This is a genomic window from Flavobacterium sp. NLM, assembly GCF_002210235.1.
GTDB classification, from domain to species: domain Bacteria; phylum Bacteroidota; class Bacteroidia; order Flavobacteriales; family Flavobacteriaceae; genus Flavobacterium; species Flavobacterium panici.
The window spans coordinates 265,218-287,926 of sequence record NZ_LIAC01000004.1; the positions used below are offsets into that span (position 1 = coordinate 265,218).

The 22,709-nt window shown below is 30.6% G+C and carries 21 protein-coding genes; all 21 read left to right on the top strand.

Annotated elements, in window-relative coordinates; translation table 11 throughout:
* Positions 1–10: 10 nt before the first annotated feature.
* The 21 genes from APR43_RS06625 to pseI all read left to right on the top strand — a co-directional run bounded on the left by APR43_RS06625 (position 11) and on the right by pseI (position 22,700).
* Entirely contained in the window at positions 11–376 is a 366-nt protein-coding gene (locus tag APR43_RS06625; RefSeq protein ID WP_053470840.1) for a CoA-binding protein, read from the top strand.
* 187 nt (positions 377–563) lie between these two features.
* The gene (recR, locus tag APR43_RS06630) at positions 564–1,184 is read left to right on the top strand and encodes a recombination mediator RecR (protein WP_053470841.1); all 621 of its coding nucleotides are present in this window, start codon (positions 564–566) and stop codon (positions 1,182–1,184) included.
* A 70-nt stretch (positions 1,185–1,254) separates the two neighbouring features.
* Complete coding sequence (locus tag APR43_RS06635; RefSeq protein ID WP_053470842.1) at positions 1,255–2,043, top strand: polysaccharide biosynthesis/export family protein; 789 nt, start codon at positions 1,255–1,257, stop codon at positions 2,041–2,043.
* 18 nt (positions 2,044–2,061) lie between these two features.
* Positions 2,062–4,512, top strand: coding sequence for a polysaccharide biosynthesis tyrosine autokinase (locus APR43_RS06640; protein ID WP_053470843.1), 2,451 nt, complete (start codon positions 2,062–2,064; stop codon positions 4,510–4,512).
* Positions 4,513–4,522: 10 nt separating this feature from the next.
* Entirely contained in the window at positions 4,523–5,506 is a 984-nt protein-coding gene (locus tag APR43_RS06645; protein ID WP_053470844.1) for an SDR family oxidoreductase, read from the top strand.
* Positions 5,507–5,528: 22 nt separating this feature from the next.
* Positions 5,529–6,920: a UDP-glucose 6-dehydrogenase gene (locus tag APR43_RS06650; RefSeq protein ID WP_053470845.1), complete on the top strand. Its 1,392-nt coding sequence runs from the start codon at positions 5,529–5,531 to the stop codon at positions 6,918–6,920.
* A gap of 86 nt (positions 6,921–7,006) precedes the next feature.
* Positions 7,007–7,471: a UpxY family transcription antiterminator gene (locus APR43_RS06655; RefSeq protein WP_053470846.1), complete on the top strand. Its 465-nt coding sequence runs from the start codon at positions 7,007–7,009 to the stop codon at positions 7,469–7,471.
* A gap of 327 nt (positions 7,472–7,798) precedes the next feature.
* Positions 7,799–9,082: a nucleotide sugar dehydrogenase gene (locus tag APR43_RS06660; RefSeq protein WP_088636392.1), complete on the top strand. Its 1,284-nt coding sequence runs from the start codon at positions 7,799–7,801 to the stop codon at positions 9,080–9,082.
* 27 nt (positions 9,083–9,109) lie between these two features.
* Positions 9,110–10,117 (top strand): mannose-1-phosphate guanylyltransferase, encoded by a 1,008-nt coding sequence (locus tag APR43_RS06665; RefSeq protein ID WP_053470848.1) that lies wholly within the window; start codon positions 9,110–9,112, stop codon positions 10,115–10,117.
* A gap of 6 nt (positions 10,118–10,123) precedes the next feature.
* On the top strand, positions 10,124–11,170 hold the full coding sequence (gene rfbB, locus APR43_RS06670; RefSeq protein WP_053470849.1) for a dTDP-glucose 4,6-dehydratase: 1,047 nt from the start codon (positions 10,124–10,126) through the stop codon (positions 11,168–11,170).
* 36 nt (positions 11,171–11,206) lie between these two features.
* Complete coding sequence (locus APR43_RS06675; protein ID WP_053470850.1) at positions 11,207–13,612, top strand: SLBB domain-containing protein; 2,406 nt, start codon at positions 11,207–11,209, stop codon at positions 13,610–13,612.
* Between the two features lie 7 nt (positions 13,613–13,619).
* The gene (locus tag APR43_RS06680) at positions 13,620–14,678 is read left to right on the top strand and encodes a lipopolysaccharide biosynthesis protein (protein ID WP_053470851.1); all 1,059 of its coding nucleotides are present in this window, start codon (positions 13,620–13,622) and stop codon (positions 14,676–14,678) included.
* A gap of 41 nt (positions 14,679–14,719) precedes the next feature.
* Positions 14,720–15,730 (top strand): UDP-N-acetylglucosamine 4,6-dehydratase (inverting), encoded by a 1,011-nt coding sequence (pseB, locus tag APR43_RS06685; RefSeq protein ID WP_053470852.1) that lies wholly within the window; start codon positions 14,720–14,722, stop codon positions 15,728–15,730.
* Positions 15,730–16,884, top strand: a complete 1,155-nt coding sequence (gene pseC, locus APR43_RS06690) for a UDP-4-amino-4,6-dideoxy-N-acetyl-beta-L-altrosamine transaminase (protein WP_053470853.1) — start codon at positions 15,730–15,732, stop codon at positions 16,882–16,884. The genes pseB and pseC overlap by 1 nt, the downstream gene beginning before the upstream one ends.
* Positions 16,877–17,572 (top strand): pseudaminic acid cytidylyltransferase, encoded by a 696-nt coding sequence (gene pseF / locus APR43_RS06695; RefSeq protein ID WP_053470854.1) that lies wholly within the window; start codon positions 16,877–16,879, stop codon positions 17,570–17,572. The genes pseC and pseF overlap by 8 nt, the downstream gene beginning before the upstream one ends.
* A 30-nt stretch (positions 17,573–17,602) precedes the next feature.
* Positions 17,603–18,586, top strand: a complete 984-nt coding sequence (gene pseG, locus APR43_RS06700) for a UDP-2,4-diacetamido-2,4,6-trideoxy-beta-L-altropyranose hydrolase (RefSeq protein ID WP_053470855.1) — start codon at positions 17,603–17,605, stop codon at positions 18,584–18,586.
* Positions 18,576–19,223: an acetyltransferase gene (locus APR43_RS06705; protein WP_053470856.1), complete on the top strand. Its 648-nt coding sequence runs from the start codon at positions 18,576–18,578 to the stop codon at positions 19,221–19,223. The genes pseG and APR43_RS06705 overlap by 11 nt, the downstream gene beginning before the upstream one ends.
* A 22-nt stretch (positions 19,224–19,245) precedes the next feature.
* The gene (locus tag APR43_RS06710; protein ID WP_053470857.1) at positions 19,246–19,932 is read left to right on the top strand and encodes an SDR family NAD(P)-dependent oxidoreductase; all 687 of its coding nucleotides are present in this window, start codon (positions 19,246–19,248) and stop codon (positions 19,930–19,932) included.
* Positions 19,929–20,624 (top strand): metallophosphoesterase family protein, encoded by a 696-nt coding sequence (locus APR43_RS06715; protein ID WP_053470858.1) that lies wholly within the window; start codon positions 19,929–19,931, stop codon positions 20,622–20,624. The genes APR43_RS06710 and APR43_RS06715 overlap by 4 nt, the downstream gene beginning before the upstream one ends.
* Positions 20,625–20,704: 80 nt before the next feature.
* Positions 20,705–21,646: an ATP-grasp domain-containing protein gene (locus APR43_RS06720; protein ID WP_053470859.1), complete on the top strand. Its 942-nt coding sequence runs from the start codon at positions 20,705–20,707 to the stop codon at positions 21,644–21,646.
* A 4-nt stretch (positions 21,647–21,650) separates the two neighbouring features.
* Complete coding sequence (gene pseI / locus APR43_RS06725; RefSeq protein WP_053470860.1) at positions 21,651–22,700, top strand: pseudaminic acid synthase; 1,050 nt, start codon at positions 21,651–21,653, stop codon at positions 22,698–22,700.
* The last annotated feature ends 9 nt before the right edge of the window (positions 22,701–22,709 follow it).

Sequence of the window (22,709 nt, forward strand, 5' to 3'; positions counted from 1 at the left end):
TTCTAATATAATGAAAAATAAAAAAACATTGTTGCTTGGAGCAACCACAAAACCTGATCGTTATGCTTTTAGAGCAATAAATGCATTAACTCAAAAAGGGCATACTGTTCTTGCAATTGGACAAAACACTGGGGAAGTGGCAGGGGTAAAAATTCATACCAAAGCCGTTCCGGTTAAAAATATAGATACAGTAACTTTATATCTAAATCCTACTCGTCAGCGTGACTATTATAATTACATCGTTGAAGCACAGCCTAAAAGAGTAATCTTCAATCCCGGAACTGAAAATCCTGAATTATATCAATTGTTGGAATTGAATAATATTGAGGTTGAAGTTGCATGTACTTTGGTTTTATTAGCTACTAATCAATATTAATTTTTTCGTGAGCTAATCTCGACTATTCATTATATCTTTTATGGCTTCCGAAGTGTCGGGATTGCCATAAAAGAATATCGCTTTTATTGATGCTAAAATAAATTCAGTAAGAATATTTAATCTTTTGAATGCTGATTTTAGATGTGTCAAAGCCAGCTATACCATTAAAAGTATTACTTTTGTCGTCATGGAATTTTCATCAAAACTTATTGAAAAAGCGGTCAACGAGATGTCGCAATTGCCTGGAATTGGTAAGCGTACAGCATTGCGTTTAGTTCTTCATTTGTTAAAGCAGCCAAAAGAACAAACAGGATTTTTGTCACAAGCGTTATTAAATATGCGCGAGGATATTAAATTCTGTCAAAATTGCCATAATATATCAGATACGAACATTTGTGAAATTTGCGCAAATACCAGAAGAAATCATCAAACGATTTGTGTTGTAGAAGACATACGCGATGTAATGGCGATTGAAAATACGGGGCAATACAGAGGGATTTATCATGTTTTAGGAGGCAAAATTTCTCCAATTGAAGGAGTTGGTCCAGGCCAGTTAAATATTTCTACTTTAGTTGAAAAAGTAAAATCAGGAAAAGTAATTGAAATTATCTTCGCCTTGAGCTCTACAATGGAAGGGGATACCACAAATTTTTACATTTATAAACAAATTGCCGATTCAGAAATTGTAATTTCTACAATAGCGAGAGGGATTTCCGTTGGAGATGAATTAGAATATGCTGATGAAATTACACTTGGGAGAAGTATTTTACACCGTGTTCCGTTCGAAAAAACTTTCAAAAGCAATTAAATACAATCAAATAATATATAGATTTCCTGAAAACTAAAGGAAAAACTATATTTGCGTTAAAATTTTCAAAATGACAAAAAACAGCCTCTATATATTATTGCTGATTAGTACATTATTTACCTCTTGTATTCCTTTAAATGATCTCGTGTACCTACAGGATAAAAATACGTCATCAGAACAAAATAATATTGCATCATTAGAATCCAAACCTTATAGATTGCAAGTAAATGATGTTTTAAGTATTAGTATAAAAGCTATCGATCCTAAATTGGTTTCGATTTTTAATACAACAGATGCTTCTTCTATTGGCAAATCAGAATCGTCATTATATTTCGATGGATTTACTGTTGATGATCATGGAAATATCAGAATGCCAATTTTAGGAGAAATTAATGTTATTGGTTTTACTTTAGAGGAAGTTCGTGTCAAAATAGAAAAAAAATTGAATGAAGAGTATTTTAAAAGTGAAGCAAACATTTTTCTTACTGTAAAATTAGCAGGATTTAGATATACAATTAACGGAGAGGTAGGAAGTACTGGAACAAAAACATTATTTAAAGAAAATGTAAATATCATGGAGGCTATTGCCAATGCGGGTGATATCACTACCGTAGGTAATAGAAAGGCTGTAACTGTAATTCGTCAGACACCAACAGGTGTGCAAATGAATGAAATAGACCTTACAGATGTTAATGTTATGAAATCTCCTTATTATTATCTACAGCCAAATGATTATATATATGTCAAGCCTTTGAAACAAAAAACTTGGGGAACTGGACAAACTGGTATACAGTCTATAGGTACCGTTATTACGCTGTTGTCATTGGCAACAACAGTTTATTTGATAATCAGAAATTAAAAAATAATTTATTTTAAGATGTTAGACATAAAAGATTTTTCCATTTTTGAGAATCATTCAAATTTTGATTTTAAAGGGTTTTTATTAATAATCCTAAGTTATTGGAAATGGTTTTTGGCAAGTTTGATTATTGCTTTTACAATTGCATATCAGGTAAATATTCGAAAAGAAAAAATTTATGGGATGCAAACCATGATTTCTATAAAGGAAGAAAGCAATCCGTTTTTTACATCTAATACCAGTTTGGTTTTTAATTGGGGCGGAATTTCAGATCAGGTTAATGGAATCTCTACCATATTGCAATCTAGATCCCATAATGAACTGGTTGTTGATAAGTTACAGTACTATATCGATTATCTTGAACAAGGACAATACAATTTAATTGATTCTTACGGAGCAGTTCCTTTTTATGTTGATATAGATAAAACAAAAGGACAGCTTGCAAATACTTTAATTAGTATTAAATTTTTAAGTGAAAATGAATATCAAATTCAAATACCATTTGAAAGTAATTCAGTTTCGTTAATTACATATTCTACAAATATTTACAGTAATACTTCTGTACAGCCTGTAACATTTATTAAAAAATATAAGGTTGGTGAGCAGGTTTCTCTACCTTTTTTGAACTGGAAACTACAAATTAATGATAATCCGGGATTTTATAAAGGAAAGGAATATTTTGTAAAATTCAATGATTTTAATGGAACAGTTTCTCGCTATAGAGGAATAAGTGTAGATAGTGATAAAAATGGAGGATCGCTTCTAACTTTAGGAATGCAGGGAACCAATAAAGCCAGAATGGTTGAATACTTAAACGCAACAGTAAGAATGTTGATAAAAATTCAATTAGATGGTAAAAACCAGTTTGCAACTAATACAATAAGATTTATAGATAGTACACTTGTTGCTATGGAAGCACAGTTGAAACAAACTGGGAATGAATTGAAAACTTTTAGAAAAGGTAAAAATATTTATGAAATTGAAGGAGGCGGTGCTAAGTTTTCAGATAAAATAATGAACTTCGATGTTGAAAAAGATCAAGTAACACGAAAAATTGCCTATTATAATTCTTTAAGATCTTATTTAAATAATAGTGTAGATTATTCAAGATTACCTGCGCCTTCTGTTGCCGGTATAGAAGATCCCAATATTGTTGCAAATGTTTCAAAACTTATTGCACTTTCGGCACAAAGATCAGAGATGGCATATGCCGTAAAAAGCGATAAGATTTTTAAAGACTTCGATAATCAAATGCAGGCTGTAAAAAGTGTGTTGCTAGAAAACATAATTTCAGCCAAGGCTTCTTTATTGTATGATTTATCTTTGGTAAATGCAAAGATTGGTCAAGCTGAAAATACTGTTAAAAAATTGCCGGAAGAACAGCAAGAATTATTAAAGATTCAAAGGAAGTACGATTTAAATGATAATATTTATACCGAGTTTCTTCAAAAACGAAATGAAGCAGAAATTGTAAAAGCTTCGAATTTGTCAGATATTCATTTTATTGATTCTGCAAAAGACATTGGAGGAGGATTGATAGGCCCTAAAACATCTGCAAATTATATTCTTGCATTGTTTTTAGGAATACTAATTCCTCTTATGTTTGTAATTGCAATTTTCTTTATAAATAATTCAATTCAAAACACAGAAGATATTAGTAAATTAACCGAAATCCCAATAATTGGAGTAATCGGTTTTAATAAAGATGCAGTAAGTTTGGCTGTGTTTGATAAGCCAAAGTCGGCACTTTCAGAAGCTTTTAGAGGTATTCGGTCTTCATTACAATTTTTATATAAAAGACAACAGCTTCATGGTTCAAAAACTTTAATGATTACTTCATCTATTAGTGGTGAAGGAAAGACATTTTGTTCTATTAATATAGCCACGGTTTTTGCTTTAAGTGAAAAGAAAACGGTTATCGTTGGTTTGGATTTGAGAAAACCAAGATTAGCAGATGAATTTTCTTTTACAAATAAACAATTAGGGGTTGTTAATTATTTAATTAAGCAAAACACTTTGGACGAAATTACAAATTCAACACAAATTGAGAATCTTGATGTAATACTTTCCGGGCCAATTCCTCCAAATCCATCTGAATTAATTTTAAGCGATGCAATGAAAGAATTGATAGATGAATTAAAACAAAAATACGATTATATAATTCTCGATACACCACCAGTAGGTTTAGTTTCAGATGCTTCAGAACTTGTTCAATATGCTGATGTTACTTTGTATATTGTAAGACAGAATTATACGAAAAAAGATATGATAACGTTGCTGAATAACAAAGTTAAAAGAGGAGAATTGAATAACACAAGTATCGTTTTTAATGGCTTTGAAAATAAAGCAAAGTATGGGGCTACTTATGGATATGGATACGGTTACGGAGCTTACTCAAATGGATATCATGAAGAAGAGAAACAAAGCGGACTTTGGAACTTAATTTCTGATAAATTTAGAAAAAAATAATTTTGAACAAATGAACATTTCAAATCAAAACACAATACTAATTACTGGTGGAGCTGGTTTTATAGGTTCAAATCTATCAGAACATTTTCTGGGATTAGGCTATAAGGTAATTTGTTTGGATAATTTTTCTACTGGTCATCGTCATAATTTAAAGCATGTTATAGAAAATCCAAACTTTAAATTAATTGAAGGTGACATAAGAAATATCGAAGATTGTATTTTGGCAGTTGAAGGTGTTGAATACGTTTTACATCAGGCGGCATTAGGATCTGTTCCAAGATCAATAAATGATCCTATAACAACCAATGAAGTAAATGTTTCAGGTTTTCTAAACATGTTAGTTGCTTCCAGAGATGCAAAAGTAAAACGTTTTGTATATGCAGCCAGTTCGTCGACTTATGGAGATTCTGAAGGATTGCCAAAAGTTGAAGATGTAATTGGGAAACCATTATCTCCTTATGCAATAACTAAATATGTAAACGAGTTATATGCTGAAATTTTCAGTAAAACTTATGACTTAGAAACAATTGGATTACGTTATTTTAATGTTTTTGGAAGAAAACAAGATCCAGATGGAGCTTACGCTGCAGTAATTCCAAAGTTTGTTAAACAATTAATGAATCATGAAAGTCCAGTTATTAATGGTGATGGTAATTATTCACGCGACTTTACATATATAGACAACGTGATTCAAATGAATGAACTGGCAATAACGACTCAAAATCAATCTGCTTATAATACGGTTTATAATACTGCTTTTGGAGATCGGAACACATTAAATGACTTGGTAAAATATTTAAAAAAATATTTGTCTGAATTTGATCCAAAAATTGCTGATGTAGAGATTATATATGGCAGAAATAGAGCAGGAGATATTCCACATTCATTGGCAAGTATCGATAAGGCAAAAAGTCTTTTAGGATATAATCCGAAATATTCTCTTCAGGAAGGATTAAAAGAAGCAGTAAGCTGGTACTGGAATAATTTGAAATAAATAAAGATAATAATTATAGTAAATGGAAATTACAAAAATTTGCTGCATAGGGGCTGGTTATGTTGGAGGTCCTACAATGGCCGTAATTGCACAAAAATGTCCACATATTCAAGTTACAGTTGTAGATTTGAATGAACAAAGAATTAAGGATTGGAATGATCCAAATACTGATAATATTCCTATTTATGAGCCGGGACTTGCAGAAATTGTTGCAGAAGCTAGAGGAAGAAATTTGTTTTTTTCAACAGAAGTAGAAAAAGCAATTGACGAAGCACAGATAATCTTTATTTCAGTTAATACCCCAACGAAAACTTATGGAAAGGGAAAAGGTATGGCAGCTGATTTAAAATATATTGAGTTATGTGCCAGACAAATTGCAAAAGTTGCGAAACAAAATAAAATTGTAGTCGAAAAATCTACTTTACCAGTTCGAACTGCAGAAGCTATAAAAAGCATATTAGATAATACTGGTAACGGTGTACAGTTTCAAATTTTATCAAATCCCGAGTTTTTAGCAGAAGGAACGGCAGTTACAGATCTATTAAACCCGGATCGAATTTTAATTGGAGGAGATACAACTCCAGAAGGAGAGATTGCGATTAATGCTCTTGTAAATGTTTATGCAAATTGGGTTAATAGAGAGAAGATTTTAACAACAAATGTTTGGTCATCAGAATTGTCTAAATTAACAGCTAATGCATTTTTAGCTCAGCGTATTTCGTCTATCAATGCAATGTCTGAATTGTGTGAAAAAACTGGAGCAGATGTAAATGAAGTTGCAAAAGCAATTGGAATGGATAGCAGAATTGGACCGAAGTTTTTAAAAGCTTCTGTTGGTTTTGGAGGATCTTGTTTTCAGAAAGATATCTTAAATCTAGTTTATATTGCTAAAACTTATGGTTTAAATGAAGTAGCAGATTATTGGGAACAAGTTATAATTATGAACGATCATCAAAAAAGAAGATTTTCAAATAAAATTGTTCAGACTTTATATAATACTGTTGCCGATAAAAAAATTACTTTTTTAGGTTGGGCTTTCAAAAAAGATACAAATGATACACGCGAATCTGCGGCAATTTATGTAGCAGATGATTTAATAAACGAGCAAGCGAAGATTTCTGTATATGATCCAAAAGTGTCAAGAAATAAAATGTTAAGCGATTTAGATTATTTAGAAACCAGAAGCGTTCAAGAAAACATTAATTCGTTAACCATATTTAATGATGCTTATAATGCTTGTAAAGATTCACATGCTATTGCCGTATTAACTGAATGGGATGAATTTACAACTTATGATTGGCAAAAAATTTATCAATCAATGCATAAGCCGGCATTTGTTTTTGATGGAAGAAATATACTAGATGCTAAAAAGTTAGAATCAATTGGTTTTGTTTATAAAGGAATAGGTTCTTAATGAGAGTGTGTTTATTGAGATGAAATTTAATATGAAGTGAGAAAAAGTGGTTGGTTTAAGATTTATTTTCAATATAAATAGAAATTATGAATTGGTATGTGATTTATACAAAACCGAAATGGGAGAAAAAAGTAGCTGAAAGACTTATTCAGATGGGGATTGAATGCTATTGTCCTTTAATAACAAAAATAAAACAATGGTCAGATAGAAAGAAGAAAGTTGAAATGCCGCTTTTTAATTCTTATGTTTTTGTTCAATTGCCCGATAGTGAAAGAAATTCTGTTTTTGAAATAGCAGGTGTCGTGAGATATTTGTTTTGGCTAGGCAAGCCGGCAGTGGTTCGTGATGAAGAAATTAATATAATAAAAAACAGCTTAAAAGCTCCGAATATTGCCGATGCTTCTGTTATTCCATTTCATGTTGGTGACAAAATTAAATTAGAATCAGGGGTTTTTAATAATCAAAATGTGATTGTTCAGGAAGTTTCAAATACACATTATATTTTAGTTCTTGAATCATTGGGATGTGTATTAAAAATTAAATATAAGTAAAATTAAGTCGGTTTATTTAGTTTTAGATAGCATCTTTTTATTATCTTTCTAAGTTATACAGAGAATAAAATTTCAATTTTTGGGTTTTATTCTCTGTTTTTATTTTTTGTAAATATTTTATTACATATTGATTTTTAGTGCATTAGTGTTTAAAACGTCTGGAATTCTTTGTTTTACTAAAGTATTACAAAAAACTATAGTATATAAATTGACTTTTATGTTATATTTGCCGAAAATAATTTTGCGTAGTCTGGTCTCATTTTTTGTGACTCAGAAGGGCGAAGCCGTGAATTTTAATGACTGAAAACTTATAAATAAGGAGTGAAATTGGAAAAAAACATAAAGATAGCTGTTATAGGGTTAGGTTATGTTGGCTTACCGTTAGCCAGATTATTTGCGACAAAATATAGTGTTGTAGGTTTTGATATTAACAAATCAAGAATTGAAAGCCTGAATTCTGGGATTGATACTACACTGGAGGTAGATTCTGCTACTTTGCAAAAAGTATTAGTTGATAATGCTGATAATAAAATTGGGTTGTATTGCACAAGCTCTCTTGATGATATTGCAAAATGTAATTATTTTATAATTACGGTGCCAACTCCGGTAGATAAAAATAACCGTCCGGATCTTACACCTTTATATAAGTCAAGTGAATCTGTTGGTAAAGTCTTAAAAAAAGGCGATATTGTAATTTATGAATCAACTGTTTATCCAGGAGTTACTGAAGAACAATGTGTTCCGGTTTTAGAAAAAATTTCAGGACTCAAATTTAATGAGGATTTTTTTGTAGGTTATTCTCCAGAGAGAATAAATCCAGGAGATAAGGAACATACAGTAGAGAAAATTTTAAAAGTAACTTCCGGCTCAACTCCAGAAATAGGATTAAAAGTAGATTCATTATATAAATCGGTGATTGTCGCAGGAACACACTTAGCACCGTCAATCAAAGTAGCTGAAGCGGCAAAAGTAATTGAGAATTCTCAAAGAGATATCAATATAGCTTTTGTTAATGAACTGGCTAAAATATTCAATTTAATGAATATTGATACTCAGGAAGTTTTAAAGGCCGCAGGAACAAAATGGAATTTTTTACCATTTAAACCAGGTCTTGTAGGAGGTCATTGCATTGGAGTAGATCCTTATTATTTAGCTCAGAGAGCACAAGAATTTGGATACCATCCTGAAATAATTTTAGCAGGACGACGTTTAAATGACAGCATGGGCGAATATGTTGCTTCACAAGTTGTAAAACTAATGATAAAAAAAGGTGTTTCTGTTAATGGAGCAAACCTTTTAATGTTAGGAATTACTTTTAAAGAAAACTGTCCTGATGTCAGAAACACAAAAATAGTAGATGTTATAAAAGCATTAAAAGAATACGGGATAGTAGTTACAATATTTGACCCTTTAGCTAGTATCGAAGAGGTCAAAAAAGAATATAAATTAGATACTAAAAATTCTTTGCCAGCAGAAAAATTTGATGCTATAGTTTTAGGAGTAGCACATAATGAATTTTTAAAATTGAATTTTTCTGAACTGCAAAAAGAAAGCAGTTTATTATATGATGTAAAAGGAGTTTTAGGGGAACTAGCAGATAATAGGCTATAGACCTAAAATTTTATTTAATAAAAAAAAATGGAAAAAAGTAATTCAATTATACACGTAATTTTAACAGGCGGAGTAGGGAGCAGATTGTGGCCTCTTTCTCGTAAAAGTCAGCCAAAGCAATATTTGGAAATTTTTGAAAATAAATCTTTATTTGAGATGACGGTTGATCGTAATAGTCATTTAGCAGATAAAGTAATGGTAGTTGGAAATGTGGATAATCATCATTTGAGTGGAAAAGTGATGGATAAAACAAAAACGGCCTATGTAAATATTGTCGAGGCTACTCCAAGAAATACTGCAGCAGCAATTGCTTTTGCCGCGTTTGCTTCAGATCGAGAAGATATCTTAATTATAACGCCATCCGATCACATTATAGACAAAATGGATGATTACAATAATGCTATTAAGGAAGCAGTTTTGAAAGCTCAAGATGGTTTTATTGTTACGTTTGGAATTATTCCAACCAAACCAGAAACTGGGTATGGATATATTGAATCAAAAGGAGATAAAGTATTGTCATTTAGAGAAAAGCCAAATGAGACTACCGCAAAGGAATTTATAGCAAGAGGTAATTTTTTATGGAATAGCGGAATGTTTTGTTTTAAGGCAGGAGTGTTATTGGATGAGTTGAAACAGTTTCAACCAGATGTTTATGAAAAGTCTAAAGCAGTGTGGGAAGCTCATAAAGAAGGTTTTCTTGATTTAGGTTTATCATTAGAGATTCCATCAATCAGTATTGACTACGCTGTAATGGAACGTAGCAAAAAAATTAAAGTTGTACCAGCAGCATTTTCATGGTCAGATCTTGGATCATTTGAGTCTGTCTATGAATATTTAATAACTAAAGGGCATCCAGTAGATAAAAATGGTAATATGGTTATCGGATGTGACAAACATACCACTTTTTTAGGATTACAAAATACTATATTTGTACATACTGATACTGCAAATTTAATTTTGCATAAAGAAAGTTCTCAGGATGTAAAGGATATATATAGTGAATTAGAAAAACAAAATTCAGATCTCTTAAATTAATTCAAAATGAAAAAAATTCTTATAACTGGTGGAGCTGGTTTCATAGGTTCTCATGTGGTAAGACGTTTCGTGAATAAATATCCGGATTATCAGATTTTTAATTTGGATGCTTTGACTTATGCAGGAAATCTTGAAAATATAAAAGATATCGAGGATAAATCAAATTATACTTTTGTAAAAGGAGATATTGTAGACGAAAGTTTTATTAATGATCTTTTTTTAAAGCATAATTTTGATGGGATTTTGCATTTAGCAGCAGAATCGCATGTTGATCGTTCTATTGAAGACCCGTTAGCTTTTGTGAAAACTAATGTAATTGGAACAATGAATCTTTTAAATGCTGCGAAGAATCAATGGAAAGGGAATTTTGGAGGAAAGAGATTTTACCATATCAGTACCGATGAAGTTTATGGATCTCTTGGAACTGAAGGCCTTTTTACTGAAACCACTGCTTATGATCCAAATTCACCTTATTCTGCTTCAAAAGCTAGTTCTGACCATTTTGTTAGAGCATATGGAGAAACATACGGATTGCCATACGTTTTGACGAATTGTTCAAATAATTATGGCTCTTATCATTTTCCAGAAAAATTAATCCCTCTTTTTATAAATAATATTATTAATAATAAGCCATTGCCAGTTTATGGTGATGGAAATTATACTCGCGACTGGTTGTTCGTTGAAGATCATGCGATTGCAATTGATCTGGTTTTTCATGAAGGCAAAAACCATGAAACATATAACATTGGAGGGTTTAATGAATGGAAAAATATTGATCTTGTTAAACTTTTATGTAATATAATGGATAAAAAGCTAAACAGGGCAGAAGGTTCTTCGCAAGAACTAATTACCTATGTTAAAGATAGACCAGGTCACGATTTGAGATATGCAATTGATGCAACAAAAATTAATAAAGAATTAGGTTGGAGACCGTCAGTAACTTTTGAAGAAGGTTTAGAGAAAACTATTAATTGGTATCTAAGCAATACAGATTGGCTGCAAAATGTGACTTCAGGTTCTTATAAAGATTACTATCAAAAGCAATATTCTTAAAAAAAAAAATTAAACTGAAGTTCAAACTTTAATTATATGAAAAAGAGAGTATACGTTCTTATTTTGTTTTTATCTGTATTAACATCTTTTAATGTTCATGCACAAGATATATTAAAATCCAAAGATTTAAGTACAGTAAGAGTTGATTATTTATCCCAGGATGATCTTGCTAACATTAGCGCACAATTAAAGAGCAATAATATGACTATTGATCAGGTTGAGCCTATGGCTTTATCGAAAGGTATGAGCAAGGAAGAATTTGACAAACTCAAAAGTAAGCTTAATGCTATGGCGGGTGGAACAATAAATAAAAATAGCTCAACTAATACTGGAAATAAAGTTGAATTTGGAAGAAATCAGGAAAAGATTATCAATAATAAAGTTAAGGACTCCGCAAACGCAATAATTTTTGGTTCAGAACTTTTTGACAATCCAAATTTAAATTTTGAACCGGATCTAAAACTAGCGACTCCGCTTAATTATATATTAGGACCTGGAGATGAGCTTCAAATTAGTATATATGGAGTTCAAGAATATAATGCAAACATTCCTGTTAGTACTGAAGGAAAAATAAGTATTCAATATGTAGGACAAATTTCAGTTGCGGGAATGCCAATCGAGGCAGCTACACAAAAAATCAAATCTGCAATTGCTAATGTATATAGTACAGTAAAATCTGGACAATCTCAAGTTAGTGTTAGCCTAAGTCAAATACGAACCATTAAGATAACTGTCGTTGGAGGAAAACAACCAGGGAATTATTCTATATCATCTTTAGCAACTGTATATAATGCGTTGCATTTAGCAGGCGGACCTGGGAAAAATGGAAGTTATAGAAACATAGAACTTATTAGAAATAATAAAATATTTAGAAATATTGATATTTATAGGTTTTTAGTAAAAGGAGACCAATCTGATAATGTTAATTTAAAAGATAATGATGTTATTAGAATACCTGCATACAATCAGAGAGTTAAGGTACAGGGTGAAGTTAAACGTCCCGGAGTTTTTGAGATGAAAAAAGGGGAGAGTTTTTCTGACTTATTAAATTTTGCATCAGGATTTAATGAACTGGCATATACAGCATCTGTTAACGTTGTGCAGAAAACAGGAAAAGAATTCAAAGTGCAAGATATTAATGAAAGTGATTTTAGCACTTATATCCCACAATCAGGAGATGTTTTTAGAATTACTAAAATTTTAGATAGATTTGAGAATCGTATTAAAATTGAAGGAGCTGTTTTTAGACCAGATTATTATTCTTTTAGTGAAGGAATGAGAATTTCTGATCTTATTACTAGAGCTGAAGGATTAAAAGAAGATGCTTATAGTAAAAGAGCTAGAATAATTCGATTAAAATCAGATCTAACTACAGAGATTGTAAATGTTGATTTAAATGCGGCACTAGCAGGAGATATAAATGCTGATGTTGAACTAAAAAGAGAAGATATTATTACAGTTTACTCTATTTTAGATTTTAGAGAAGAATACAAGGTCACTATTGATGGAGAAGTTAAAAAGCCTGGAGTGTATGAATATGTGGAGAATATAACTTTAAATGATTTAATAATTCAAGTGGGAGGATTAACAGGATCTGCATCTAAACGAGTAGAAGTTGCAAGAATGGTAAAGTCCGACGTTATAAACGATAATGATCCAAAACGTATTGAATTGTTACAACTTGAAATTTCATCTGACAATAATGAACAAGCTAAAAACTTTATTTTAAAACCTTTTGATGTTGTTAACATACGTAAAATAGCAGTTTACGAAAAACCACAAATGGTAACAATTTCTGGAGCAGTAGCTTATCCTGGTAAATATGTTTTGGCAAACAAAAAAGAGAAAGTATATGATATAGTTATGAGAGCTGGCGGACTAACTTCTATTTCAAATATTGAGGGACTGAAAATAAAAAGACCTATTAAAAAAGAGGAAATTGAAAAGTTAGAAAGTATAGATTTAAATTTGTCTAAGAATGATTCTTTAAAGGAAAAATTAGCCGATATAAAGTTTTCTACTATTCCTGTTGATTGGAGAAAAATTGAAAAAAATAGAAATCATTATTCTAATGTTACTTTATTTCCTGGTGATGAGATTACTGTAGCAGTATACAACGAAGGGGTAAAAGTAACAGGGAATGTATTGCTGACATCTGAAATTCCATATAGAAGCGGAAAAGGATTTAAATATTACATAAATGCTGTTGGAGGAGTAAACAATAAGGGCTGGAAGAAAAAAGCTTATATAATATATCCTAATGGTAAAGCTGATGTAACAAAATCATTTTTATTTTTTAGGTCATACCCTACAGTTGAGCCCGATTCACAAATAGTAGTTCCAGAAAAACCAGAAACAAAGAGAATGACAACTGGAGAATGGGTAAGTATTGGTAGTGTAATTACTAGTTTGGCATTATTGATAGTAACAGCATTTAAATAGATATTTAATGGACAATACAACTGTTAAAAATGACGAAATTTCGTTAAAAGAATTGGTGTTAAAATTAAAGGAATGGTATTTCTACTTCCTTTCCAAGTGGAAAATTATAGTATTTGCAGGAATAATTGGAGCCGTTTTTGGCATTGGTTATTCACTTATTAAAAAACCAGTTTATACTGCAAAGTTATCCTTTGCTTTAGAAGATGAAAAAGCAGGAGGAGGGTTAGGAGGAGCTTTAGGTTTAGCTAGTACGCTAGGATTAGATTTAGGCGGTAGTGGTGGAGGAATGTTTTCTGGGAGTAATTTGACCGAACTTTTTAAATCAAGATATATGGTCGAAAAAACACTTTTATCTCCAGTTAATGAAAATGGCAAAGTTATTTCTTTAGCCGAGATGTATATTAAAAATAATAAGTGGAGAAAAAATTGGGATGACGATTTAAAGTTAAAAGATGTACATTTTTTGCCTAATGTAAAGCGTCAAGGTTTTACTAGAGTCCAAGATAGTATTTTGGGAGTAATTTTTGAAAATTTATCTAAAAATGGACTAACTGTTGATCAAAAAGATAAAAAGGCATCAATTATTACTGTTGAGGTTTCTTCAACAAATGAACTTTTCTCTAAATATTTTTGTGAAGGCTTGGCTAAACAGGTTGGTGAATTTTATATTGATACTAAAAGTAAAAAAGCCAGATTAAATATGGATATACTTCAAAGACAAACAGATTCAATTCGTAACGAACTTAATGGTGCGATAACAGGTGTTGCTGTTGCCAATGATAATACTTTTAATTTAAATCCTGCGCTAAATGTTCGAAGAGCACCTTCGGCTCGAAGACAAGTTGATGTTCAGGCTAATACTGCTATACTTACGGAATTGGTAAAACAAACAGAGTTAGCAAAAGTTACTTTACGTAGAGAGACCCCACTAATTCAAGTGATCGATAAGCCTATTTTACCATTATCAAAAGTACGTTTTGGTAAGGCAAAAGGTATTATCGTAGGAGGCTTTTTAGGAGGCTTTCTAATTCTAATTTATCTTTTAATCAAAAAGTTATTAAAATAACTAGTTTAGATTTTTACAAATATTTATAACAATTACATAATATGTTAAACAATAAAACAATATTAATTACAGGAGGAACTGGTTCTCTTGGAAAAGCTTTAACTAAACATATATTTATTAATTATCCATCGGTTAAAAAAGTAATTATTTTTTCTAGGGATGAGCAGAAACAGTTTCAAATGGCTCAGGAATATCCACTAAGTAAATATCCTCAAATTAGATTCTTTCTCGGGGACGTTAGGGACGAGCAAAGATTAATACGAGCATTTCAGGGTGTTGATTATGTTATACATGCAGCAGCAATGAAACATGTTCATTTAGCTGAATATAATCCTGACGAATGTATAAAAACTAATATTGGTGGAGCTCAAAATGTTATTCATGCCGCAATGCAGACTAACGTACAAAATGTAGTGGCTCTTTCTACAGACAAAGCTTGTGCTCCAATTAATCTTTATGGAGCTACTAAGTTAACATCTGATAAACTCTTTGTTGCAGCAAACAACATAAAAGGATTTAATCCAATAAAATTTTCTGTAGTAAGATATGGTAATGTAATGGGGTCAAATGGCTCAGTTATTCCTTTTTTTCTAAATAAAAAGAAAGAAGGAAAACTACCAATTACTGATATGTCGATGACCCGTTTTAATATTTCATTGCAAGGGGGTGTAGATATGGTTATGCACGCGATGGAACATGCTTGGGGAGGGGAAATTTTTATACCAAAAATACCGTCATATAAAATTACTGATATAGCAAAAGCCGTAGCTCCAGACTGTTCACTAGAAGTAGTTGGTATTCGACCAGGTGAAAAAATACATGAAGAGATGATTACTGCTTCAGATTCTTTTTACACTTACGATCTAGGAAAGTATTATACGATACTTCCATCTGTTCCTAATTTTAAATTACATGATTATTTGAGCCATTTTAAAGCTAAAAAAGTTGAACAAGGATTTTATTATAATTCAGGCTCAAATGAAGAATGGGAAACAGTTGATACATTGAGAGCTTTGATTAAAGAGCATGTTGACGTAAATTTCGAAGCATAATGGAAAATAAAATTATTCCTTACGGAAGACAAGATATAACAGATGAAGATATTCAGGCTGTAATTGAAACTTTAAAATCGGATTTTCTTACCCAAGGCCCTAAAATAAAAGAATTTGAGGAGAAATTTGCGCAATCAGTTAATGCTAAATATGCAGTAGCTGTCAATAATGCAACAGCTGGTCTTCATATTGGGGTTATGGCTTTAGGATTGAAAGAGGGTGATAGAGTAATCACCACTCCAATAACCTTTGCTGCTTCAGCAAATTGTGCACGATTTGTAGGTGCAGAAGTTTGGTTTGCAGATATTGACAGAGATACTTATTTATTGTCTCTTGAAAAAACCAAAGAATTAATAGAAAGCAAACCAAGAGGTTTTTTTAAAGGAATAATTCCTGTTGATTTTGCTGGATTACCAGTAGATTTAGAAGCTTTTAGAAAATTAGCTGATGAACACGGCTTATGGATTTTGGAGGATGCATGCCATGCCCCTGGAGGGTATTTTATGGATTCTAAAAACCAAAAGCAGTTTTGTGGAAATGGAGTTTATGCAGATGCTGCGGTTTTTTCATTTCATCCTGTAAAACATATTGCATGTGGAGAAGGAGGAATGGTAACTACCAATTCTGATGAAGTTTATAAAAAATTATTGCTTTTACGTTCTCATGGAATTACAAAAGACAATATGTCAGAAAATCAGGGTGGTTGGTTTTATGAAATGCAGACATTAGGATATAATTATAGAATAACCGATTTTCAAGCAGCTCTTGGAATTTCTCAATTGGCAAGAAATGAAAAAGGAGTAGAAAAGAGAAATGAAATTGCTCAAAAGTATAAAAGTGCTTTTCAAGGAAAAATTAGGTTTCAAAGTTTACAAGATAATTTTTTAAATGCACATCATCTTTTTGTAATTGAAGTGGAAGATAGAAAGGGGCTTTATGATTATTTACATCAGAATAAGATTTATGCTCAAATTCATTATATTCCCGTTCATCAGTTGCCTTATTATAAAGAAATTGGATATAATAGCGATACTGATTTAAGTAAATCAGAAGATTATTATTCAAAGTGTATCAGCCTTCCAATGTATCCTACATTAACAGCTGAAGAACAAGAATTTGTTATCACAAAAACACTTGAATTTTTAAATGTCTAATCTTTGTATAATTCCTGCACGAGGAGGAAGCAAGCGAATTCCTAGAAAAAACATTAGACCTTTTCTAGGAAAACCTATTATAGCCTATTCTATAGAAGCAGCAGTTAATTCTAGATTATTTGATGAAGTAATGGTTTCTACAGATGATGCTGAAATTGCTGAAATTGCATTAAAATATGGAGCAAAAGTTCCATTTATGCGTACAGAAAAAACTTCAAATGACTATGCAACAACTTTTGACGTTATTGAGGAGGTTTTAACAAAATACAAAGACACAAATAAAGATTACGATGTAGTTTGTTGTATTTATGCCTGCGCACCATTTGTTACTTCAAATAAGCTTACTGAAAGTTATAAAATGCTAGAAACAAATAATTATGATAGCGTTTTTCCCGTTATACCATTTGGATTCCCGATTCAAAGAAGCTTAAAATTTGAGGAAAATAAAATTAAATTTTTCTATCCTGAATTTAGTTTAGCGAGATCTCAAGATTTGGAGAAGAGTTATCATGATGCAGGACAGTTTTATTGGATGCAAATAAATAAATGTTTAGAACAAAAAAAGATCTTAACCGAAAATAGTGGAAGTATAGTTATTTCTGAGATGCAAGGTCAGGATATTGATAATGAAGTAGATTGGAAATTAGCAGAATTAAAATACAGATTATTGGAAGAGAATGAAATTTAAATCTATGTGTAACTCCAAGTTTTAAATATAATGAAAAGAAGAGTTGTTTTTAGATCAGACGGAAATTCGATAATTGGTTATGGCCATTTTACTAGGACATTAGGACTTGCTGCTTTAATAAAAGAGGAATTTAATTGTATTTATGCAACTAAAATACCGACAGATTATCAGAGAAAAGAAATTAATAAAATTTGTAGTCAGCTTATTGAACTTAGTGATAATGATAATCAATATGATGAATTTTTGAGTTATTTAGATAAAGATGATATTGTTGTTTTAGACAATTATTTTTTTGATTCTGAATATCAACAAGAAATTAGAAATATAGGTTGTAAACTAATTTACATAGACGATCACAATGATAAAAACTATGTTTGTGATGCTTTAATTAATAATATACCAGGTTTTGAATATAATTCCTTTAAGAAGGAGGGTTATACTAAATTATATTTAGGAACCGATTATGCATTGTTAAGAAAAGAATTTTTTAATCCTAAATACAGGTCAATTAAAAAACAAACAAACACTGTATTTATGTCGTTTGGAGGTGCTGATTCTTATAATATCTCAGAAAAAATCATGTTTTTTTTAAATGATATTGGCTCATTTTCTGAGATAAATTTATTGATTGGAGATGCTTATAATTTTTTCCCCAGTTTAGAAAAGTTTAAAAATTTAAAAATCCATAAAAATATTGACGCTGATGAAGTTGCTTTGTTAATAGCAGGTTCTGATATATGTATTGTACCTGCCAGCAGCCTTTTAAATGAAACAGCATCGATAGGAAGTAAAATTTTGGTTGGCTATTTTGCAGATAATCAAATTCAACCCTATAATCACTTTGTAGATAATCATTTAGCAATTGGAGTAGGAGATTATAGAAACGTTGATTTTAATTCATTTAAAACTAAAATTAAAGAAGTTATGGAATCTTCTTTTTTAATTGAGAATCAAAAAAAAGTGTATAATTATCAACAGTATGCTAATCTAAAAAATGTGTTCTATGATTTGTAATGAAATAAAAGTTGGTTTAATTGGTTTCGGTAGTGTTGGTAAGCAATTATATAATACACTATTAGAAAATAATTATCAGGAAGAAAATATCTACATTTTTGCTGATGATTTAACTCCAAACGATAAAGAAAGAAGATATAGATTTAATGATTTTAAATTAGACGTTTTTAAAAATTTACACTTTATACCAACATTAGGATATCTAAGCAAAAATTTGAAATATCAAATCCTAAATTATTTGATTGAAAAAGAATATAATATTTTTTCATTTACACATCCAACAGCTTTTGTCAGTAGAAATGCTAAAATTGGAAAAGGAGTAATTATTTATCCTTTATGTAATATTGATCAAGGTGTAACAATAGAGGATGGAACTATAATACTGAATTCATCTATTATTGCTCATGATACTCATGTTGGAAAATGTACTTATATTGCCCCAGGAGTTTGTTTAAGTGGTTTTATAAATGTGGGTGAGCTTTCATTTATTGGTACAGCTGCAACAATTGCAAATAATGTAACAGTAGGAAGAAATAGCACTATAGCAATAGGAACTTGCTTAACTAAGGATATTAAAGAAGATAGTTTTGTAATAGGAAATCCATTTAAACATAAAGAAAACATCACGCTATATTAAGGGATAGTGAAATAGTTTAAAATTGAAAAAACTTATAATAATAACAGGAACAAGTAGAGGACTTGGTAAAGCTTTAGTTGATTTAACATTAATTGACGAAGAGACTAAGATTATTTCTTTATCTAGATCATTACATGATGATCATAAAGGGATAAATTCAGATAAATTATTATTAATCAAAACAGATTTGTCCGAACCATTCTCAATGGGAATTATTGATGCATTAAAAAAAGAGATTAGACAAAATTCTATTATTTATTTTTTTAATAACGCTGGTATAATTTTACCGATCAATAAAATAAGTAATTTTAGTGTTTCAGAAATTGGATTGTCAATTAATACCAATATTAATTATCCGGTAAATCTAATAAATCAACTTTTATATAATTTTTTAGATAATAAAATTGTATTAGTAAACATTACTTCTGGAGCTGGAAACAATTCAATACCATATTGGTCATTATATTGTTCTGCAAAGGCTTATTTAAAAATGTTTTTTAAGGTTTTAGAAGAAGAAAACCTAAATAACGATAACCTAGAAATTTTTAGTATTGATCCAGGAGTTTTAGATACCAAGATGCAAGAAGATATAAGGAAAACGCATTTTCCTGAGCAAAAATATTTTAATTCATTAAAGTCAGAGAATAAACTCGTAAAAGCTGAAGATGCAGCTAATAAAATGCTTACTGAAATTAATTTTTATTCATGAAAATAGCCGTTATTTCAGATATCCATGGTAATCACTACGCTTTGCAGGAAGTTTTAAACGAAGCAAGAAATATTGGAGTTGATAAAATTTTAGTTTTAGGTGATATTGTAGGGTATTATTATTATCCTGAAAAAATTTTGAATTTGCTTTCAGAATGGGATTATGAAATTATCAAAGGTAATCATGAAGTGATCCTCCAAGATCTTTATGAAAAGAAAATCAGCCCTGAAATATTAGTTGAAAAATACGGTAGAGGACATGAATATGCATTAAAAAAAATTCCTCAAGATAAACTAGATTGGTTGTTCTCACTTCCAGAACAAAAATCACTTATTATAGATGGTGTTTCTTTTCAGTTAAATCATGGTAGTCCTTCAAATATTGATGAATATATTTATCCCGATGCCCCAATTGCTCAATTAGAAAAGTGTAATTCTAACCAACATGATTTTGTACTAATAGGACATTCGCATTACTCATTTTCATATAAATGCACGGATAGCATTTTGATAAATTGCGGATCTGTTGGACAATCACGAGAAAAAGGAGGAAAGGCATATTGGGCATTAATAAATACAGATAATAAAGACTATAAAATAAGAGTTACTTCTTATAGTCCCGCAAAATTAATTCAGGATATTCAATCAATAGAATCAAAAATAGGTTACTCTTCAAAAATTTTAGAACGATAAAGAAGATTAAAAAATTTGGTTGTAGTTTTGAATGTTTTAAAATAAAAACTAGATAAAAAAAAGTTGCACTAATTTACATTATGAAAGAAAAATTAAATATTCTCGTTACAGGTTGTGGAGGAGATATAGGACAAAGTGTAGGCAAAATTCTTAACGAATATACTTTAATAAATAATTTATATGGTTGCGATATTTCAGATAAAAATGCAGCAAAATTTATTTATTCTAATTTTTTTTTAGGGCTAAAATGTACTGATAATAAATATATTAAAAATCTGGAAAGCTTTGTAAATGAGAAGAGCATAGATTTAGTTATACCTATTTCTGAGCCAGAATTAAGGTTTTTTTCTAGAGAAAAAATAAATAAAATTGGAAGTGCAGAATTAATTTTAGCTTCTCCAAATGCTCTTGAGATAGGTTTTGATAAATTGGAAACTGCAATTTTTTTAAAAAATAATAATCTTCCTTTTCCAGTTACAAATTCAATTACAAATGCTGAGCCAGTAGAGTATCCTGTAATCTTAAAGTCAAGAACAGGGTCAGGTAGTTCAAGCGTGTATATAGTCAAAGACTACGACACTTTTATTTCGGTTAAAAAAAATAATCCGGATTTTATTATACAAGAATTTTTGGACGGGGATAACGGTGAATATACTTGTGGCCTTTTTAGAAGTAAAACAGGAATAATACGCTCAATTATACTCAAAAGAGAATTGATGGGCGGTTTTACTGGATATGGAGAGGTAATTGAAAATAATCAGATCAGGGATTTGTTAAAATCCTTAGCCGAAAAAATTAATTTGGTAGGCAGTATTAATGTACAATTAAGACTGACTTCAAAAGGACCAATTGTTTTTGAAATTAATCCTCGCTTCTCAAGTACAGTTAGGTTTAGACATTTACTTGGTTTTAAAGATTTAGAGTGGTCAATAGAGGATAAATTAAATTTAGAAATTTCTAATTACGAAGATAATTCAATTGGAAAAAAATTGTATAAAGGATTTAGTGAGTATATTCAATAAAAAGATGAAAAAAATTTGTATAGATAATACTTTTATAGGAGAAGGGCATCCATGTTTTATTATTGCAGAATTATCTGCAAATCATAATGGTAGTATTGAAACTGCAATTGAAACAATTCGTGCAGCAAAAAGAGCAGGAGCCAATTGTATTAAATTGCAAACCTACACGGCAGATACAATAACTATTGATAGCAATAAAGAGGATTTTCTAATAAAAGGGACAATATGGGAAGGTCAAAATTTACACAAGTTGTACCAAGAAGCTTATACTCCTTGGGAATGGCATGAAGAACTTTTTCGTGTAGCTAAGGAAGAAGGATTAACCTATTTTTCTTCTCCATTTGATAAAACTGCTGTTGATTTATTGGAAAGTTTAAACGTACCCGCTTATAAAATTGCGTCTCTTGAAATTACGGATATTCCATTAATAGAATATGCAGCATCTAAAGGTAAACCAATTATTATTTCAACAGGAATTGCTACACAAGAAGATATTGAATTGGCATTGAAGGCTTGTAGGGATGTAGGGAATGATAATATTTCTTTATTAAAATGTACAACTAGTTATCCTGCACCAATAGAAGAAGCAAATATGGCAATGGTTAAAGATTTAGCTGACAGATACGATGTCATTGCAGGGCTTTCTGACCATACAATGGGAGCAACGGTGCCAATTGTAGCAACAGTATTAGGTGCTAAAATCATAGAAAAACATTTTATTTTAGACAGATCAATCGGAGGACCAGATGCATCTTTTTCAATGAACGAAATTGAGTTTACAGAAATGGTAAAAGCAATTCGTGAAGCAGAAAGTGCTATAGGAGTAGTAGATTACACATTGACAGAAAAGCAATCGCAGGGTAAAGATTTTTCCAGATCATTATATGTAGTTGAGGATATTAAAGCAGGTGATGTAATTACAGAAGAAAATGTTAGATCAATCAGGCCGGGATTTGGCATGCATCCTAAATATTTTAACGATGTTTTAGGTAAAAAAATCAATCAAAATCTAGAAAAAGGTGATGCTTTAAAATGGGATTATATTATTAAATAACAATAATTA

Coding starts and splice junctions, on each gene's coding strand:
- pseC (WP_053470853.1), top strand. CDS start 15,730: ATGGAAAATAAAATTATTCCTTACGGAAGACAAGATATAACAGATGAA.
- pseG (WP_053470855.1), top strand. CDS start 17,603: ATGAAAAGAAGAGTTGTTTTTAGATCAGACGGAAATTCGATAATTGGT.
- APR43_RS06635 (WP_053470842.1), top strand. CDS start 1,255: ATGACAAAAAACAGCCTCTATATATTATTGCTGATTAGTACATTATTT.
- pseF (WP_053470854.1), top strand. CDS start 16,877: ATGTCTAATCTTTGTATAATTCCTGCACGAGGAGGAAGCAAGCGAATT.
- recR (WP_053470841.1), top strand. CDS start 564: ATGGAATTTTCATCAAAACTTATTGAAAAAGCGGTCAACGAGATGTCG.
- pseB (WP_053470852.1), top strand. CDS start 14,720: ATGTTAAACAATAAAACAATATTAATTACAGGAGGAACTGGTTCTCTT.
- APR43_RS06625 (WP_053470840.1), top strand. CDS start 11: ATGAAAAATAAAAAAACATTGTTGCTTGGAGCAACCACAAAACCTGAT.
- rfbB (WP_053470849.1), top strand. CDS start 10,124: ATGAAAAAAATTCTTATAACTGGTGGAGCTGGTTTCATAGGTTCTCAT.
- APR43_RS06655 (WP_053470846.1), top strand. CDS start 7,007: ATGAATTGGTATGTGATTTATACAAAACCGAAATGGGAGAAAAAAGTA.
- APR43_RS06665 (WP_053470848.1), top strand. CDS start 9,110: ATGGAAAAAAGTAATTCAATTATACACGTAATTTTAACAGGCGGAGTA.
- APR43_RS06705 (WP_053470856.1), top strand. CDS start 18,576: ATGATTTGTAATGAAATAAAAGTTGGTTTAATTGGTTTCGGTAGTGTT.
- APR43_RS06640 (WP_053470843.1), top strand. CDS start 2,062: ATGTTAGACATAAAAGATTTTTCCATTTTTGAGAATCATTCAAATTTT.
- APR43_RS06650 (WP_053470845.1), top strand. CDS start 5,529: ATGGAAATTACAAAAATTTGCTGCATAGGGGCTGGTTATGTTGGAGGT.
- APR43_RS06720 (WP_053470859.1), top strand. CDS start 20,705: ATGAAAGAAAAATTAAATATTCTCGTTACAGGTTGTGGAGGAGATATA.
- APR43_RS06680 (WP_053470851.1), top strand. CDS start 13,620: ATGGACAATACAACTGTTAAAAATGACGAAATTTCGTTAAAAGAATTG.
- pseI (WP_053470860.1), top strand. CDS start 21,651: ATGAAAAAAATTTGTATAGATAATACTTTTATAGGAGAAGGGCATCCA.
- APR43_RS06715 (WP_053470858.1), top strand. CDS start 19,929: ATGAAAATAGCCGTTATTTCAGATATCCATGGTAATCACTACGCTTTG.
- APR43_RS06675 (WP_053470850.1), top strand. CDS start 11,207: ATGAAAAAGAGAGTATACGTTCTTATTTTGTTTTTATCTGTATTAACA.
- APR43_RS06645 (WP_053470844.1), top strand. CDS start 4,523: ATGAACATTTCAAATCAAAACACAATACTAATTACTGGTGGAGCTGGT.